This is a genomic window from Bacillus sp. FSL L8-0528 (assembly GCF_038593085.1).
GTDB lineage: Bacteria > Bacillota > Bacilli > Bacillales > Bacillaceae > Bacillus > Bacillus paralicheniformis.
In genome coordinates this window covers 3,365,649-3,381,284 of sequence record NZ_CP151961.1, presented here as the reverse complement: position 1 = coordinate 3,381,284, position 15,636 = coordinate 3,365,649, and the positions used below count along the sequence as shown (strand labels likewise).

Below are 15,636 nucleotides of genomic sequence, written 5' to 3'. Positions count from 1 at the left end.
TCGTATATCCCCTCTTACAAGCATACACTTGTGATGTAAGGGGGGATTTTGCTTGCGAAGATTTCGCGGCCCTCTGTCAAAAAGAGGACCTTTGCCTTTTCGATATGTCATGCTGCTTTCGTTTGTATTTTTTATTTTTTCAACGGCCGTCAGTCTGTTGATCATCAACTCATCCATCAAACCGACGCTTCTGAACATTGCTGAAATGGAAACGAACCGGATTGCGACGCACGTCATCCAGGAAGCCGTCGAGGATTATATGAGCCAAGATGAAAATGTGCAAAATCTAGTAGAAATGAAGACGAATGAAAATGGAAAAGTAACAACAATTGATTTCAACTCTCATGGTCTTCGTGGTATGCATTCGAAAATTACGAAACAACTTCACGAAAAGCTGAAGGAAACAGAAACCGAAGAATTTAATTCTTCTGCGAAAACTCCCGAAGGTAAGAATGATGGTGTAATCTATAATATTCCACTAGGTCAGGCAACTGGAAACACGCTTCTTGGAAACCTAGGGCCGAAAATACCTGTACGGCTTAATGTTGTGGGGGATGTCTTTACAGATTTTAAGCATAGTGTCGAACCATATGGAATTAATAATGCTTTAATTAATGTCGGTGTGCTTGTCGAAGTCAAGGTCCGTGTCGTCATACCGTTTGCGACAAAAACGGCGGTTGTCAAAAATACGATTCCGGCAACGATTCAAGCCGTGCACGGCGAAGTACCCGACTTCTACAGCGGCAGCGGCAGCCAGACGGCGCCATCGATTCAAATTCCTTCAAAGGATGAAAAAACAGAGCAAAAAAAGGAACAGAATAAGCAATGATTTCCAGGCGTTCTGCAAACATCAGGCAGAATGCTTTTTTTCATGGCTTAGAAACGGCATGCGTCTATTTTCTTAAAAAAATACTTTGACTTAGGCAAAAAGACTGTATATACTATTCAATAATAATAATTATTAGAAAATTCAATGTTTTCAGATGTTTCGAAAAGATAAAGGAGGAAGCTTATGGATAATCGTCCGCAATGGGGAACAAGAGCGGGTTTTATTTTAGCAGCTGTCGGTTCTGCGATCGGTTTGGGGAATATTTGGAGGTTCCCGGCTGTAGCTTATGAAAACGGAGGAGGCGCGTTCTTTCTGCCATATTTGTTCGCGCTCTTGACAGCAGGAATCCCTCTTCTCATCATGGAATTTACAATCGGTCATAAATACAGAGGCTCAGCCCCGCTGTCCTATGCCCGGATGGGGAAAGGGAAGGAATGGATCGGCTGGTGGCAGGTCGCCATCTCATTTGTCATCTCGACGTATTATGCCGTTATCGTGGCATGGGCCATTTCTTACACTGTCTTTTCTTTCAATTTAGGCTGGGGAAAAAATACAGAAAATTTCCTGATGAATGAATATTTAAACAGAATTGATATCGGGGGAGGAGCCATCGGCCAATTCGGCGGCTTCGTGCCGGGCGTCCTGATTCCGCTCGCAATTGTCTGGATTGTTTCATTGGGGATTTTATTTGCCGGAGTCAAAAAAGGAATCGAAATCGCGAACCGCATTTTCATTCCGCTGCTTGTGGTCTTATTCTTAATCATTGTCATTTATTCGATAACACTTGACGGGGCTGCACAAGGACTGAATGCCTTTTTCACGCCTGATTGGAGCCAGATTACAAACGGAAAGGTGTGGGTGGCGGCCTACGGCCAAATTTTCTTCAGTCTGTCGATTGCGTTTGCCATCATGATTACGTATTCCAGCTATTTGCCGAAGAAATCCGATATTACAAACAATGCGTTTATCACCGGCTTTGGGAACTCCTCATTTGAACTGCTGGCCGGAATCGGGGTATTCAGTGCGCTGGGCTTTATGGCGGCGCAGCAAGGCGTTCCAGTCAAAGAAGTCGTCTCTTCGGGAATCGGTTTGGCGTTCGTCGTCTTCCCGCAAATCATCAATGAGTTTCCGGCGTTTAATGCGTTTTTCGGAATTTTATTCTTTGGCTCGCTCGTTTTGGCAGGTCTGACATCTCTCATTTCTATCTCTGAAACATATGTTGCCGCGATTCAGGATAAATTCAACGTTCCGCGGCGGAAAGCTGTCCTGTTCGGCGGAGGGGCTGCTGCATTGTGTTCGCTCGTATTTGCGACGAAAGGCGGGCTGTTCTTCCTCGATGCGGCAGATTACTTTATCAACAATTTCGGAGTGGCGCTTGCCGGATTGATCGAAGTCGTTGCGATTGCATGGTTTGCGAAAGAACTGAAAGCTCTGCAGGCTCACGCCAATTCGGTTTCCGACATTCAGCTCGGCGCCTGGTGGAGAATCTGCCTGAGCGTCGTCACCCCGATTGTTCTGGGGTATATGATGTTTGATAATATCAAGACGAATATCACAACAGCCTACGGTGATCTGCCGGTAGAGTTTCTCCTGAAATGGGGATGGTGCGTCGCTTTTGGAGCGATCGCAGCCGGATTTATCCTTTCGCTTTCAAAATGGAAGAACGAACTGAATTATACGCCATTTCAACATGACAAGGAGGTTTCCTCATGAACGGCGCATCTATAGCAATGATGGTGATCGGCATCGTCATTATTTGGGGAGGATTGGCCGCAAGCATTATCAATGCGGTTGTGAAAAGCAAGAAAAGCCAGGCCGGCTAACCTCTTAAAGCAAGACATCCCTATTCTTCTGAAATAGGGATGTCTTTTATTTTTTCTTTCGAAGCTCCTTCCGTTCCCATGCCCTTAAATGAGGATAAGGGTCAAAAGACCACTCTGTTCTTCCATTGTCTTTATACATGCCGTAGTGAAGATGGGGCGGGAATTTTCCCGATGTTCCCGGCGGCCCGTATCCCGTCGCTCCGACTGAGCCGATCACTTGGCCGGGCTCGACGATTTCTCCCACTTTCAAGCCTTTTGTGAATCCGTTCAAATGGGCGAAATAATGGTACGTATTGTTGATGTCTCTGATTCCGATCCGCCATCCGCCGAAACGGTTCCAGCCTTTCATTTCCACAATGCCGTAGCATGTCGACCGGACGGGGAGGCCGTAATGGGCGAACAAATCCGTCCCTTCGTGAATGCGCCTGCCCCCGAATCCGCGGGCATCTCCCCATGTGCTTCTATAGCTGTAATCTGATCTTACGGGAAGAGGAAAGGCGTGCTTGCCCAAATCAATGTGGCCGTATTTTTGAAATAGCCTGATAAAGCCTGATATGATGCCGACCGTCTGATCCCTTTCGTAAAACTCCCACAGGCCGATGCGGATATTTTCTATGTCTCTTCCGTATGTCAACAAGTATTGTCCAAACGTATAAAGGACGTCTTCATCCTGATCCGGTTCCGCCAGTCCGTCTCCGTTTCCGTCCATTCCAATTCCGTCAAAAACCTTGATGCTGAGCGGTGATGTATCTTTCGGGTTGGGGTTTTCAGGTCCGCTCCACACGCTTTGCGGAATATATATCCCGGTGTGCCCTTTTTGCTTCGGCAAGTCCTTACGGTTTTTGCGGATATTGATTTCGTATTGGTCGACAGCCGCGAAAACATACCAAGGAATATGGGTTGCAGCTTCTGTTTTATGATAAAGGGCCATTCTCTTTTGCAGATCGGGCTCTTTTTTCTCCTTTGCAAGAGCGCACGGCTGCGATATGAGCAAAAGGAGGATGAGAACGGATAATACAGCTTTCACAGTGTCCTTAGCTCCTTTCAGTTTGAATACGGTTAGTTTGTGACATCTGCAGAAATCGATAATAAGAAAATGTTAGAAATTCTATCTTGACTAATCAAGCTCTTGTTCACAAATCTGTACTATGTTAAAGTGACTAAAGATGAAGATTTAGCATTTTTAATTTAAGCGGTTCCAAAGCAGGGGGACACATCCGGCGCTATGTTTTCGTATTGAACTTGACTACAATCCACAATGGAGATGATGGAATTGGCAAAGAAAGACGAGCACCTAAGAAAGCCCGAATGGCTTAAAATCAAGCTGAACACAAATGAAAACTATACGGGCTTAAAAAAATTAATGCGGGAAAACAACCTCCATACGGTCTGCGAAGAGGCAAAATGCCCGAACATCCACGAATGCTGGGCCGTCAGACGTACCGCGACCTTTATGATTCTCGGATCTGTCTGTACGAGAGCCTGCCGCTTCTGTGCGGTGAAGACGGGGCTGCCGACAGAGCTTGACTTGAATGAGCCGGAAAGAGTCGCAGATTCTGTGAGCATCATGAACCTGAAACACGCGGTCATTACAGCCGTTGCCCGCGACGATTTAAAAGACGGAGGAGCGGGGGTATTCGCTGAAACCGTACGCGCCGTCCGGAGAAAAAGCCCGTTTACAACAATTGAAGTTCTCCCGTCTGATATGGGCGGAGACTATAATAATTTGAAAACGCTGATGGATACGCGTCCGGACATTTTAAACCATAATATTGAAACGGTCCGCCGCCTGACGCCGAGAGTCCGTGCGAGAGCTACATATGAAAGATCATTGGAATTTTTGCGCCGCGCCAAAGAGATGCAGCCGGACATCCCGACGAAATCCAGCATTATGATCGGTCTTGGCGAAACAAAAGAAGAAATCATCGAAACAATGGACGACCTTCTTGCGAACAATGTCGACATCATGGCAATCGGCCAGTATCTGCAGCCGTCCAAAAAACACATTAAAGTACAGAAATATTACCATCCTGACGAGTTTGCCGAACTGAAAGAAATCGCCATGGAAAAAGGCTTCAGCCACTGTGAAGCAGGACCGCTCGTCCGTTCTTCATACCATGCCGATGAACAGGTGAATGAAGCGTCTAAAAAACGCCAGGCGCAGGCATAACATTGGATGAAAAAACGCCAGCCATATGCGCTGGCGTTTTTCTTATTTTCAGGTCAGGATTCGGTCGCCTTTCCTTTTCCGTCAAGGTCGTTTCCGTTTTCATCTGTACCTGTCGTGGTTTTGCCTTGCGGCGATTTTTGCATTTCCTTAATTGTATCGGCCATCAGCTGATCGACGTTTCTCGAATTGGCTCCAAGCCGGCTGAAATTGGCGACGGATTGCATCATGTCCGGATCATCGGAAATATAGATATGGTAATATCTCGGAACGACGGATGCCGCCGTCTTTTTGACTTGATCAGCCGTCTGTTTGCGCTGCCCGGAGTCCGTTTTGTACACGACAAGCGCTTCTTCGTCTGTCACAAGCGCTGACGCATCTTGAATATTGGGAAGCTGAACCGTTAAACTAGATATAATATGCGCCATTTCTTCCCGGTCGATTTGGGGCGCCTGCATTTCTTCTTTGTTTGCAACAGGTGTTGCCTGATGTCGCGCATATCCGAATCTGCCTTTTCGGTTGTCATTTCTGAACTTTTCATGATATTGAGGGTTCTTGTCTGCAACGTGAACGGTATTTCCGTCTTCGTCATATATATTGTGTTCGGTATCGTTTAAGGCCGTCTGGCATCCTGCTAGAGGCACCGCCAGCAGCCCTGCTAAAAGAATTTTTTTATTCATCTGCTTTTCCTCCTCATTTATAGCTTTTCCAAAGGGGAGGATTTATTCTTAGCAATTGATGGCGGCCCGGGTTTGAATTATCATATAAAAGAGGTGAAAAGAATGATTGTCGTTCAGAACGCTGCATTTGAAGTCGTCAAAGATGTGAAAAACGGTTTTAACGAAGAAGCGTTTAAAGCCAGATACTCCGACATTTTAAATAAATACGACTACATCGTCGGGGATTGGGGATACAGCCAGCTGAGGCTGAAAGGCTTTTTTGACGATCAAAATCAAAAGGCCACATTTGATACGAAGATCAGCACGCTTGATGAATATATTTACGAGTACTGCAATTTCGGATGTGCCTACTTTGTTTTAAAACGTCTGCGAAAATAAGCGATCATAAAAGGGGATGCACTGATGATGTATTTTGTCGATCGACACAAAATCGAAAACACGCTCAACTTCCTGGAAGAGGAGCTGCGGCTTTATCAAATGCAGGAAGAATGGACTTCCGACGTCGAAAAAAAAGCGCTTGAACGAATCGGCCACACGCTGATCGAATGTATATTGGATATAGGGAACGATATGATTGACGGCTTTATTATGAGAGATCCGGGAAGCTATGACGACATTATGGATATACTGACCGATGAAAAGGTTGTCAGCCAAGCGGAAGGCGACAGTTTGAAACATTTGATCGCCTATCGGAAGACATTGGTCCAAGACTACCTGAACGTCAACCATGAAGAATTGGAAGAGCTGCTCAGCAGGCATGCGGAAACGCTCGAGAAATTTCCGGCGCGGATCCGCGATTATTTAAACCATGAACTCGGTCCGGTATCCGCATTCAAACCGCACTAAACGAACTGGAGTGTACAACATGAAAACATACAAAGGATACTTAATTGATCTTGATGGAACAATGTACAAAGGGACGGAAAAAATCGAAGAAGCATGCGAATTCGTGAGAAAGCTGAAAGACCGGAACATCCCGTATCTGTTCGTCACGAACAACTCGTCGCGCACGCCGAAGCAAGTGGCGGACAAGCTTGTTTCATTTGATATTCCGGCCGAAGAGAGCCAGGTATTCACAACCAGCATGGCGACCGCCAATTTTATCGCCGAACAAAAACGAGATGCTTCCGTATATGTGATCGGTGAAGAAGGCATCCGGCAGGCCATTGAGGAAAAAGGACTGGCATTCGGCGAAGAAGACGCCGACTTCGTCGTCGTCGGCATCGACCGCGGCATTACATACGAAAAGCTAGCCGTCGGTTGCCTTGCCATCCGCAACGGCGCTACATTCATCTCGACTAACGGCGATATCGCCATACCTACAGAAAGAGGACTCTTGCCAGGCAATGGTTCTCTCACGTCAGTATTAACCGTTTCTACGCAGACAGAGCCTATTTTTATCGGCAAGCCGGAGCCGATCATCATGGAGCAGGCGATGAAGGTGCTCGGTACAGATATCAGTGAAACGCTGATGGTCGGTGACAATTATGATACGGATATTATGGCGGGAATGAATTCCGGGATGGACACGCTTCTCGTTCATACGGGCGTGACCAAAAAAGAACACCTTGAAGCCTATCAGGAAAAGCCGACATATGTCATTGATTCATTGACAGACTGGATGGATCGCATCTAAACCGAAAAAAAACACTTGTCTTTTAAGGACAAGTGTTTTTTTAATGGCTTATTCCGCATCTTTTGCTCGATGCGCCAGTCTGCTGGATGCGGCTGCAGCAATCGCTCCGACGATATCATCCAAAAATGTGTGGCATTCGCCTGTTGATTTATCGTTTAAACGTGCGAGCACTCCCGGTTTGATTTTATCGATATATCCATAGTTTGTATAACCGATTGATCCATACAAATTCACAATGGAGAAGGATAAGATTTCATCGACGCCGTACAGGCTTTCATCTGTCTCGATTAAGGTTTGGAGCGGTTCCATGAGCTTTCTTTGCTCACCCAGCATATCCAATTGAATCCCTGTGATCACGGCGTTTTGAACTTCGCGTTTTTTCATGACCCGGTTGACATTCTCTTCACATTCTTCTTTTGTCAAGTTTGGATGATATTTCTTCTGAAGTACGTAGACAAGATCGGCAATATCCGAAATCTTGACGCCCCGTTTCTCAAGCCATTCTTTTGCTGCTGTTTCGATTTGATGCATGCTGTTGTTTTCCGGCATCATTTTCACCCAATCTTTTTTTACTTAGTGTATACAAACAACCTTAAAAATGTAACGATTTTAGAACTCTTTTTCCGGATCGATTCATAATCGAATCCCTTCATGATTACGATGTGTAGAAGGGGAAAAATTTATCAGGAAGTGATGTCCGTGAAGGAGCTGATCAAAGAAAAATTCGGAATCCATATTCGCGATCTTACTTCATACTTGTCTTATCAGGCTTTTCATACCCCGAATTCGATGTTTTTGATCGTCCCGGTTTCCCACTTGAGTCAGGATGAGCTGGCGGAATTGTTTAGTATGAGTCAGTATTTGCAAGAACAGCGCGACCCATACGTTTCATCTTTTATATTGACAAAGGACGGGGAGATGACATTTGAGGAAAATAGCGTCTCATATGTGCTGCTTCAAGCTGCTCCCCGCATGACAAACAGGTCTGTTTCATTTGGGGCGGAGCTGGCCGAATTTCATCAGAAGGGAAGGGGATACCCTTACGAGGTAAAAGAAACCTCGCGGATCGGGCAGTGGAAAGAACTGTGGGGGAAACGGCTCGACCAGCTGGAACAATTCTGGATTCAAAAAACGCAGGCAAGACAGCTGCAGCCTTTTGAAAAACATTTTATCGAATCGTTTCCTTATTATCTCGGTTTAACCGAAAATGCGATTCAATATTTGGCCGATACCGAATTGGATGATCAGCCGCAGGCCGCCGACTCCGGGACGATTTGCCAGCAGCGGCTCACCTGTGAGGCTTTAAGGCGCGAACCGCTTATAAAAATCCCGATGGAATGGGTGTTTGATCATGCGGCCAGGGATCTTGCGGAATATGCCAGAAGCTTGTTTCACGAAAGGAAAAACTTCAATGAAATCGCATTGTTTTTTCAGCAATACGAACAAGCCGCGCCGCTTTCCTCATTTTCTAAGCGGCTGGTGTACAGCAGGCTGCTGTTTCCGCTCCACTATTTTGAGACGGTTGAAGGGTACTATATTTCTCCTGAATCTGAGCACCATTATTTTGAAAGCAGACTCGACCATTTATTGTCTCAAGCGCCGGCATATGAGCAATTTCTGAACGTCTTTCAAGAAATGGCGGGCATGAGAGCCGCAGGATTGATGAGCATGCCGCCTGTCAATTGGCTGAAAAGGACACCATAGACGCCGCGGTGTTCTTTTCTTCATGTTAACATTTCCGGATTTTTTCGATATGCTTAGATTGGAAGCTACTCTTAGAAAGGAACGAGGCAGCATGGACAAACCGTTTGTATATGTAACGAGAAAATTACCCGAAGAACAGCTTTCTGCGTTAAAAGAAGAAGCGCGTATTGAGATGTGGGAAAAGGAAGAAGAACCGTGCCCGCGCGCCGTTCTGGCGGAAAAAGCAAAAAAGGCGCACGGACTGTTGACGATGCTTTCCGACACGGTTGATGAGGAGCTTTTAAAAGGCGCGCCGCATTTAAAAGTGGTGGCCAATTTGGCGGTGGGTTATGACAACCTCGATGTGGCGGCTGCGAAAAAGCATCGCGTCATCTGCTGTAACACGCCCGGCGTGCTGACAGAGTCAACGGCAGATTTGACGTTTGCTCTGCTGATGGCATCCGCGCGCAGAATCGTCGAGGCAAGCGACTGGATTAGACAAGGCAACTGGACGGGCTGGGGGCCGCTGCTTTTGGCCGGAGCGGATGTCCATCATAAAACGATTGGCATCGTCGGGATGGGGAGCATTGGACAAGCCGTCGCCCGGCGGGCGAAAGGCTTTGGCATGGAGATTTTATATCATAACCGCACCCGCAATCCCGAGGCGGAAGCCGAACTGGGGGCAACTTATCTGTCCTTTGGCGAACTGCTTGAACAGGCGGATTTTGTTGTATGCCTGACGCCTTTGACTGATGAAACGAAGCATTTGTTTAACCGCAGCGCTTTCAAAAGGATGAAGCGCTCCGCTATTTTTATCAACGTCTCAAGAGGACAGGTTGTGAATGAAGGCGATTTATATGAAGCCTTGATCGAAAAAGATATTGCCGGCGCAGGACTCGACGTCTTTGCGGAAGAACCCGTGCAACAGGATCACCCGCTCGCCAGTCTGCCGCAAGTGACCGCACTGCCTCACATCGGCAGCGCCACTGTCGAAACGAGAGAAGCCATGATGAGGCTTTGTGCGGAAAATATTGCGCTTGTCCTGGGAGGGAAGCCGGTAAAGACCGAGATTTGACGTTTCTTCCGGCCTGAGCGGGTCGGAAGATTTTCTTACAAAAATATTTCTGAATATATAGAATCTTATTATATCAATGTATAAAGCGTTTTCATGATTTGTTTTTCAGCAAATGTCATCTTGTCAAAAAAAGAATCCCCCATTATAATGTTTGTAACTTAAATGTCTGCGTTGTGTTTACAAATGTCCTCACAGAGAGGACGATAAGAGAGAGAAAGGTGGAATTTCATTGAAGGCGATACGAGTGGGGCTGCTAGGATTAGGAACAGTCGGGAGCGGTGTGGTGAAGATTATTCAGGATCACCAGGATAAGCTGACACACCAAGTCGGATGCCCTGTTACGATTCAAAAAGTTCTTGTAAAAGATAAAGATAAGAAGAGGGATGTCGAACTTTCCAAAGATGTTCTGACGACGGAAGCTTATGATGTCATTCAAGATCCGGATGTGGATGTCATCATCGAAGTCATCGGGGGGATCGAGGAGACAAGACGCTATTTGCTTGACGCGCTTCAGGCGAAAAAACATGTTGTGACAGCGAATAAAGATTTGATCGCCCTCTATGGATCGGAACTGACGGCTGCCGCGAAAGAAAACGGCTGCGACCTTTATTTTGAAGCGAGCGTCGCCGGCGGAATTCCGATTTTGCGAAGCCTTGAAGACGGGCTGGCTTCAGACCGGATTACGAAGATGATGGGCATCGTCAATGGAACGACCAACTTTATTTTAACGAAGATGAACAAAGAAAACGCGCCTTATGACGAGGTGCTGAAAGAAGCGCAGGAGCTCGGCTTCGCAGAAGCAGACCCGACAGCTGATGTTGAAGGTCTTGATGCCGCGAGAAAGATGGCGATTTTGGCCAGGCTCGGTTTCTCAATGAATGTCGACCTTGACGATGTCAAAGTGAAAGGCATTTCCCAAGTGTCTGATGAAGACATCAATTTCAGCAAACGGCTCGGCTATACGATGAAGCTGATCGGCATCGCTCAGCGCGACGGACAAAAAGTCGAAGTGAGCGTCCAGCCGACATTGCTGCCGGAGCATCATCCGCTGTCTTCCGTCCATAATGAATTCAATGCGGTTTACGTATACGGCGAAGCCGTAGGGGAAACGATGTTTTACGGGCCTGGCGCAGGAAGCATGCCGACTGCGACCGCCGTCGTATCAGATTTGGTCTCTGTCATGAAAAACATGCGTCTCGGCGTGAACGGCAGCAGCTTTGTCGATCCGCAGTTTGAAAAGAAGATCAAGGCGCCGTCTGAAATCTTCGCCCAGCAGTTTTTAAGAATTCATGTCAAAGACCAGGTCGGTTCGTTTTCAAAAATCACATCGATTTTTTCGGAAAGAGGCGTCAGTTTTGAAAAAATTCTGCAGCTTCCGATTAAAGGCCATGATGACCTGGCTGAGATTGTCATTGTGACACATCATACGTCTGAAGAGGATTTTACGGATATTTTGCAAAAGTTGAATGATCTTGAGGTTGTTGATCAGGTGAAAAGCACTTATCGAGTAGAAGGGAACGGTTGGAGCTAATGTGGAAAGGACTCATCCATCAATATAAAGAATATTTGCCAGTAACGGACAAAACACCGGAATTGACGCTGAACGAAGGAAATACTCCGCTCATTTATCTGCAAAATCTTTCGAAAAAGCTCGGAATCGAGCTTTATGTCAAAACGGAGGGTGTCAATCCTACAGGCTCCTTTAAAGACCGCGGGATGGTCATGGCGGTCGCCAAGGCGAAAGAAGAAGGCAATGACACGATCATGTGCGCTTCGACCGGCAATACGTCGGCTGCTGCTGCGGCTTATGCGGCCCGCGCCAACATGAAGTGCATCGTCATTATTCCAGACGGCAAAATCGCCTTCGGAAAGTTGGCTCAAGCCGTCATGTACGGCGCCAAAATCATTGCGATCGACGGAAACTTCGACGATGCCCTGAAAATGGTGCGAAGCATTTGCGAGAAAGAGCCGATTGCGCTCGTTAACTCTGTGAATCCTTACCGGATTGAAGGACAGAAAACCGCTTCCTTTGAAATTTGTGAACAGCTGGGCGAAGCGCCTGACATCCTTGCGATTCCTGTCGGGAATGCCGGAAATATTACGGCTTACTGGAAAGGCTTTAAAGAATATCATGAGAAAAACGGCACAGGCCTGCCGGTCATGAGGGGTTTTCAGGCGGAAGGCGCGGCCCCGATTGTCAAAAATAAGGTAATTGAAAAGCCGGAAACCGTTGCGACAGCGATCAGAATCGGAAACCCGGCAAGCTGGGACAAAGCGGTCAATGCTGCAAAAGAATCGAACGGAAAAATCGATGCAGTGTCAGACGAAGAGATCCTGCACGCTTATCAGCTCCTGGCAAGAGAAGAAGGCGTATTTGCAGAACCGGGATCGTGCGCATCCTTTGCCGGCGTGCTGAAACAGCTGCAAACGAAAGAGATTCAGCCGGGGGCGAAAGTTGTCGCCGTCTTAACCGGAAACGGCTTGAAAGATCCGAACACAGCTGTTGATGTGTCGCAGATTAAACCTGTCACACTGCCGACAGATGAAGAAGCAATTCTCGAACACTTAAAAGGAGCCGCTCGTGTATGACTGAGGCTGACATGCTGTTTTCCGTTACGGTTCCCGGAAGCACGGCCAATCTGGGTCCGGGCTTTGATTCAGTCGGCATGGCGCTGTCCCGTTATTTGAAACTGTCTGTTTTTCCTCATGATGAGTGGCGTTTTGAGGCTGAAACAGAAGTCGTAGCGGGAATACCTGAAGGAACGGATAATTTAATTTTCCAGGTGGCCAAACGGACCGCCGCACACTTCGGAAAAGACCTTCCGCCAAGCCTTGTCAAAGTGTGGAGCGATATTCCGCTGGCGCGCGGTCTCGGCAGCAGCGCAGCCGCAATTGCCGCTGCGATTGAGCTGGCGAACGAACTTGCCGATTTAAAGCTCTCTGACCGCGAGAAACTCCATTTTGCGAGCCTTGAAGAAGGCCATCCTGACAATGCCGGAGCATCGCTTTTCGGCGGGCTTGTCATCGGACTTCATGAGGAAGATGAAACAGAGATGGTTTCTATGAAAGACATCGATTTGGATGTCGTCGTCGTCATTCCTTTTTATGAAGTGCTGACAAAAGATGCGCGGGATGTTCTTCCCGAAAGCCTCTCTTATCCGAAAGCCGTGGAAGCAAGCGCGGTCAGCAATATGCTCGTCGCCGGACTGATGGCGAAAGATTGGAAGCTTGTCGGCCGCATGATGCAAAAAGACCTCTTTCACCAGCCATACCGAAGGGCGCTCGTCCCTGAGCTTTCGAAAGTGGAGCATGAAGCAGGCCAAAACGGCGCGTTCGGGACGGCTTTAAGCGGAGCCGGCCCGACGATCCTTTCCTTTATTGAAAAAGGAAAAGGAGAGGCGCTGAGAAACCAGCTTGCGTCCAAGTTTCCGCACTGTGAGGTCGACTGCCTTTATGTCCCGGATACAGGCATTATCGTTGAAAGAAAGTCAGTAAACAGTGTTTAACGAAAAAAGAGCTTTTTCGGCTCTTTTTTTGTTTGCCTTCAAAACAAGGATTTTTATTTAGGAAGTCGAAGTAGTATGGCAAACAGACATGAGGAGGAGAAACGACATGAAGCAGCTGATAACCGAAAAAGACCTCATCAAGCTTGTATCCATTACCGATCCCCAGTATTCGCCCGATGGTGCAAAAATCGCCTACGTCCAAACAAAAGTAAACGAAAAACAGGACTCATATGATTCGCATATCATGATCTACGACCGCGAAAAACAAGCTTCGGTGCAATGGACGTTTGGGAAAGGCAGAAACCAGCATCCCCGCTGGTCGCCGGACGGCAAATACCTTGCATTTACGTCCAATCGCGAGGAAACCGCACAAATTTACGTGATAAGCGCCGCCGGGGGAGAAGCGAGAAAAGTGACCGATATTCCCTATGATGTATCACAGCCTGAATGGTCGCCGGACGGCAAGTCATTGCTTTGTTCAGTGAAGCTGACAAAAGAGGAAAGCGTCGACGATGAGAAGAAAACCGAGATTGAAGACCACGAACCGCTGGAAGTCGATTCTTTGTCATATAAAGCAGACGGCCAAGGGTTTAAAAGGGGAAAGTATACGCAGCTTGTCCTCGTTCAAGTGGAAACCGGGGAAATGAAACAGCTGACCGATCTTGAACGCGACCATTTCAGCCATGCATTTTCACCGTGCGGAGATCAGATTGCATTTTGCGCCAATCAAACGGATATGCGTGTGAACGATGTCTACTTGATGAACCTTTCGACAGGTGATTTGAAGCGCCTCACAGGTCAAAACGGCATTTTTTCTTCACTATCGTTTTCTCCTGACGGCAAACACCTTGCATTTATCGGAAACGAGAAAGAATATCAAAACGCCACGCTCGATAAAGCATGGCTGTATGATATTGAAACAGGAAAACTAACGTGTCTGACGGAAATGCTTGACGTCCATCTCAGCGATGCGGTGGCAGGAGACAGCCTTGTCGGAGGCGTTCTTCCGAAACCGGCCTGGACCAAAGACGGAAACGGCTTTTATGTCATCGGATCTGACCAGGGTTCTACAGGCATTTACTACATATCAATCGAAGGTCTTGCTTATCCGGTCCGGTTGGAAAAAGAGCATGTGAACGGATTCAGCCTGCATCCGGACGAAAGTGGCTTTGCGGCATCCATAGCCCTGCCCGTCCGGCCGAGCGAACTTTACCATCTCCAATTGGGTGAAGAAAAAGCGGAGCGACTAACAGATGCCAACCAAGCGTTTACGGAAGAACATATCATATCGGAACCGGAGGAGCTTCAATTTCAGGCAGCGGACGGTCTGACAATTCACGGATGGCTGATAAAGCCCGCCCAATATGAAAAAGGAAACACGTATCCGCTCATTCTGGAAGTGCACGGCGGACCTCACGCCATGTATGCGAATGCTTATTTTCATGAATTTCAAGTGCTGGCCGCAAAGGGAAGCGCCGTCGTATATGTTAACCCGCGGGGAAGCCACGGCTACGGACAGGATTTTGTCAACCGGGTGAGGGGCGACTACGGCGGTGGAGATTTTAAGGATGTAATGGCGGCTGTTGACCACGTGCTTGAACATTATGATTTCGTCGATCAAGAAAGGCTCGGCATCACCGGAGGAAGCTACGGGGGCTTTATGACAAACTGGGCTGTCGGCCACACGAAGCGCTTCAAGGCCGCAGTGACACAGAGGTCCATTTCCAACTGGATCAGTTTTTACGGGGTAAGCGACATCGGCTATTTTTTCACAGACTGGCAGCTCGGTGCAGACCTTTTTGAAGATCCAGGCAAACTGTGGGAGCATTCGCCGCTCAAATACGCGGACAAGGTGGAGACCCCTCTTCTCATTCTGCATGGCGAACGGGACGACAGGTGCCCGATTGAACAGGCGGAACAGCTGTTCACGGCGCTGAAAAAAATGGGGAAAGAAGTAAAACTCGTCAGATTTCCGAACGCGTCACACGATTTATCAAGAAGCGGGCATCCGAAGCAGCGGATCAGGCGGCTTGAGTATATTGCAGGCTGGTTTGAAGCTTATCTATAAAAAAGAAAAGGCTGCCGTACACTACGGCAGCCTCAGCGTGTCGACAAACCCTCGCATTCGTTGTCAGGGCTGCGCGTCGGTGCTCACGAATTCCAACATTCGCTCCGCTCCGATGCTCGACCTTCCTAGACTGCAAGGGTTTTCAATCACGCTGAGAGGATGACAAAAT

At 47.6% G+C, this 15,636-nt stretch carries 16 protein-coding genes; 13 read left to right on the top strand and 3 right to left on the bottom strand.

The window, feature by feature from the left end:
* Nucleotides 1-52 precede the first annotated feature (52 nt).
* From yunB to MHI30_RS17310, 3 genes are all read left to right on the top strand, one after another.
* Nucleotides 53-829: a sporulation protein YunB gene (gene yunB / locus MHI30_RS17320; RefSeq protein WP_020452848.1), complete on the top strand. Its 777-nt coding sequence runs from the start codon at nt 53-55 to the stop codon at nt 827-829.
* A 183-nt stretch (nt 830-1,012) separates the two neighbouring features.
* Nucleotides 1,013-2,542: a sodium-dependent transporter gene (locus MHI30_RS17315; RefSeq protein WP_145699681.1), complete on the top strand. Its 1,530-nt coding sequence runs from the start codon at nt 1,013-1,015 to the stop codon at nt 2,540-2,542.
* On the top strand, nt 2,539-2,652 hold the full coding sequence (locus MHI30_RS17310) for a methionine/alanine import family NSS transporter small subunit (protein ID WP_003184985.1): 114 nt from the start codon (nt 2,539-2,541) through the stop codon (nt 2,650-2,652). The genes MHI30_RS17315 and MHI30_RS17310 overlap by 4 nt, the downstream gene beginning before the upstream one ends.
* 46 nt (nt 2,653-2,698) lie before the next feature.
* Here the strand turns inward: MHI30_RS17310 and MHI30_RS17305 are convergent, their stop codons facing one another.
* Nucleotides 2,699-3,679, bottom strand: coding sequence for a M23 family metallopeptidase (locus MHI30_RS17305; RefSeq protein ID WP_020452846.1), 981 nt, complete (start codon nt 3,677-3,679; stop codon nt 2,699-2,701).
* Between the two features lie 231 nt (nt 3,680-3,910).
* On the opposite strand from MHI30_RS17305, the gene lipA reads away from it, so the two are divergent.
* Complete coding sequence (gene lipA, locus MHI30_RS17300; RefSeq protein WP_009329538.1) at nt 3,911-4,822, top strand: lipoyl synthase; 912 nt, start codon at nt 3,911-3,913, stop codon at nt 4,820-4,822.
* A 53-nt stretch (nt 4,823-4,875) separates the two neighbouring features.
* On the opposite strand, the gene MHI30_RS17295 is transcribed toward lipA, so the two are convergent.
* Nucleotides 4,876-5,499, bottom strand: a complete 624-nt coding sequence (locus MHI30_RS17295; RefSeq protein ID WP_075751312.1) for a YhcN/YlaJ family sporulation lipoprotein — start codon at nt 5,497-5,499, stop codon at nt 4,876-4,878.
* A gap of 102 nt (nt 5,500-5,601) precedes the next feature.
* Between MHI30_RS17295 and MHI30_RS17290 the strand changes: the two genes are divergently transcribed.
* From MHI30_RS17290 to MHI30_RS17280, 3 genes are read left to right on the top strand one after another with little or no spacing between them, the layout of a single operon-like run.
* A complete protein-coding gene (locus tag MHI30_RS17290; protein WP_003184977.1) occupies nt 5,602-5,877 on the top strand; it encodes a YutD family protein in 276 nt (91 codons plus the stop codon).
* A 27-nt stretch (nt 5,878-5,904) separates the two neighbouring features.
* A complete protein-coding gene (locus tag MHI30_RS17285) occupies nt 5,905-6,345 on the top strand; it encodes a DUF86 domain-containing protein (RefSeq protein ID WP_025806013.1) in 441 nt (146 codons plus the stop codon).
* 19 nt (nt 6,346-6,364) lie between these two features.
* Nucleotides 6,365-7,135 carry a TIGR01457 family HAD-type hydrolase gene (locus MHI30_RS17280; RefSeq protein ID WP_075751311.1) on the top strand — a complete coding sequence of 257 codons (771 nt, stop codon included), beginning with the start codon at nt 6,365-6,367 and terminating at the stop codon, nt 7,133-7,135.
* A 48-nt stretch (nt 7,136-7,183) separates the two neighbouring features.
* Here MHI30_RS17280 and MHI30_RS17275 read toward each other — a convergent pair whose 3' ends face one another.
* A complete protein-coding gene (locus tag MHI30_RS17275; RefSeq protein ID WP_020452842.1) occupies nt 7,184-7,684 on the bottom strand; it encodes a phosphatidylglycerophosphatase A in 501 nt (166 codons plus the stop codon).
* A 144-nt stretch (nt 7,685-7,828) separates the two neighbouring features.
* On the opposite strand from MHI30_RS17275, the gene yutH reads away from it, so the two are divergent.
* From yutH to MHI30_RS17245, 6 genes are all read left to right on the top strand, one after another.
* The gene (gene yutH, locus MHI30_RS17270; protein WP_075751310.1) at nt 7,829-8,839 is read left to right on the top strand and encodes a spore coat putative kinase YutH; all 1,011 of its coding nucleotides are present in this window, start codon (nt 7,829-7,831) and stop codon (nt 8,837-8,839) included.
* Between the two features lie 91 nt (nt 8,840-8,930).
* Complete coding sequence (locus tag MHI30_RS17265; RefSeq protein ID WP_075751309.1) at nt 8,931-9,893, top strand: D-glycerate dehydrogenase; 963 nt, start codon at nt 8,931-8,933, stop codon at nt 9,891-9,893.
* A 229-nt stretch (nt 9,894-10,122) separates the two neighbouring features.
* Nucleotides 10,123-11,424, top strand: coding sequence for a homoserine dehydrogenase (locus MHI30_RS17260; RefSeq protein ID WP_075751308.1), 1,302 nt, complete (start codon nt 10,123-10,125; stop codon nt 11,422-11,424).
* Nucleotides 11,424-12,482, top strand: a complete 1,059-nt coding sequence (thrC, locus tag MHI30_RS17255) for a threonine synthase (protein WP_075751823.1) — start codon at nt 11,424-11,426, stop codon at nt 12,480-12,482. The genes MHI30_RS17260 and thrC overlap by 1 nt, the downstream gene beginning before the upstream one ends.
* The gene (gene thrB, locus MHI30_RS17250) at nt 12,479-13,399 is read left to right on the top strand and encodes a homoserine kinase (RefSeq protein ID WP_075751307.1); all 921 of its coding nucleotides are present in this window, start codon (nt 12,479-12,481) and stop codon (nt 13,397-13,399) included. The genes thrC and thrB overlap by 4 nt, the downstream gene beginning before the upstream one ends.
* Nucleotides 13,400-13,505: 106 nt before the next feature.
* Entirely contained in the window at nt 13,506-15,467 is a 1,962-nt protein-coding gene (locus MHI30_RS17245; protein ID WP_003184960.1) for a S9 family peptidase, read from the top strand.
* Nucleotides 15,468-15,636: the final 169 nt, after the last annotated feature.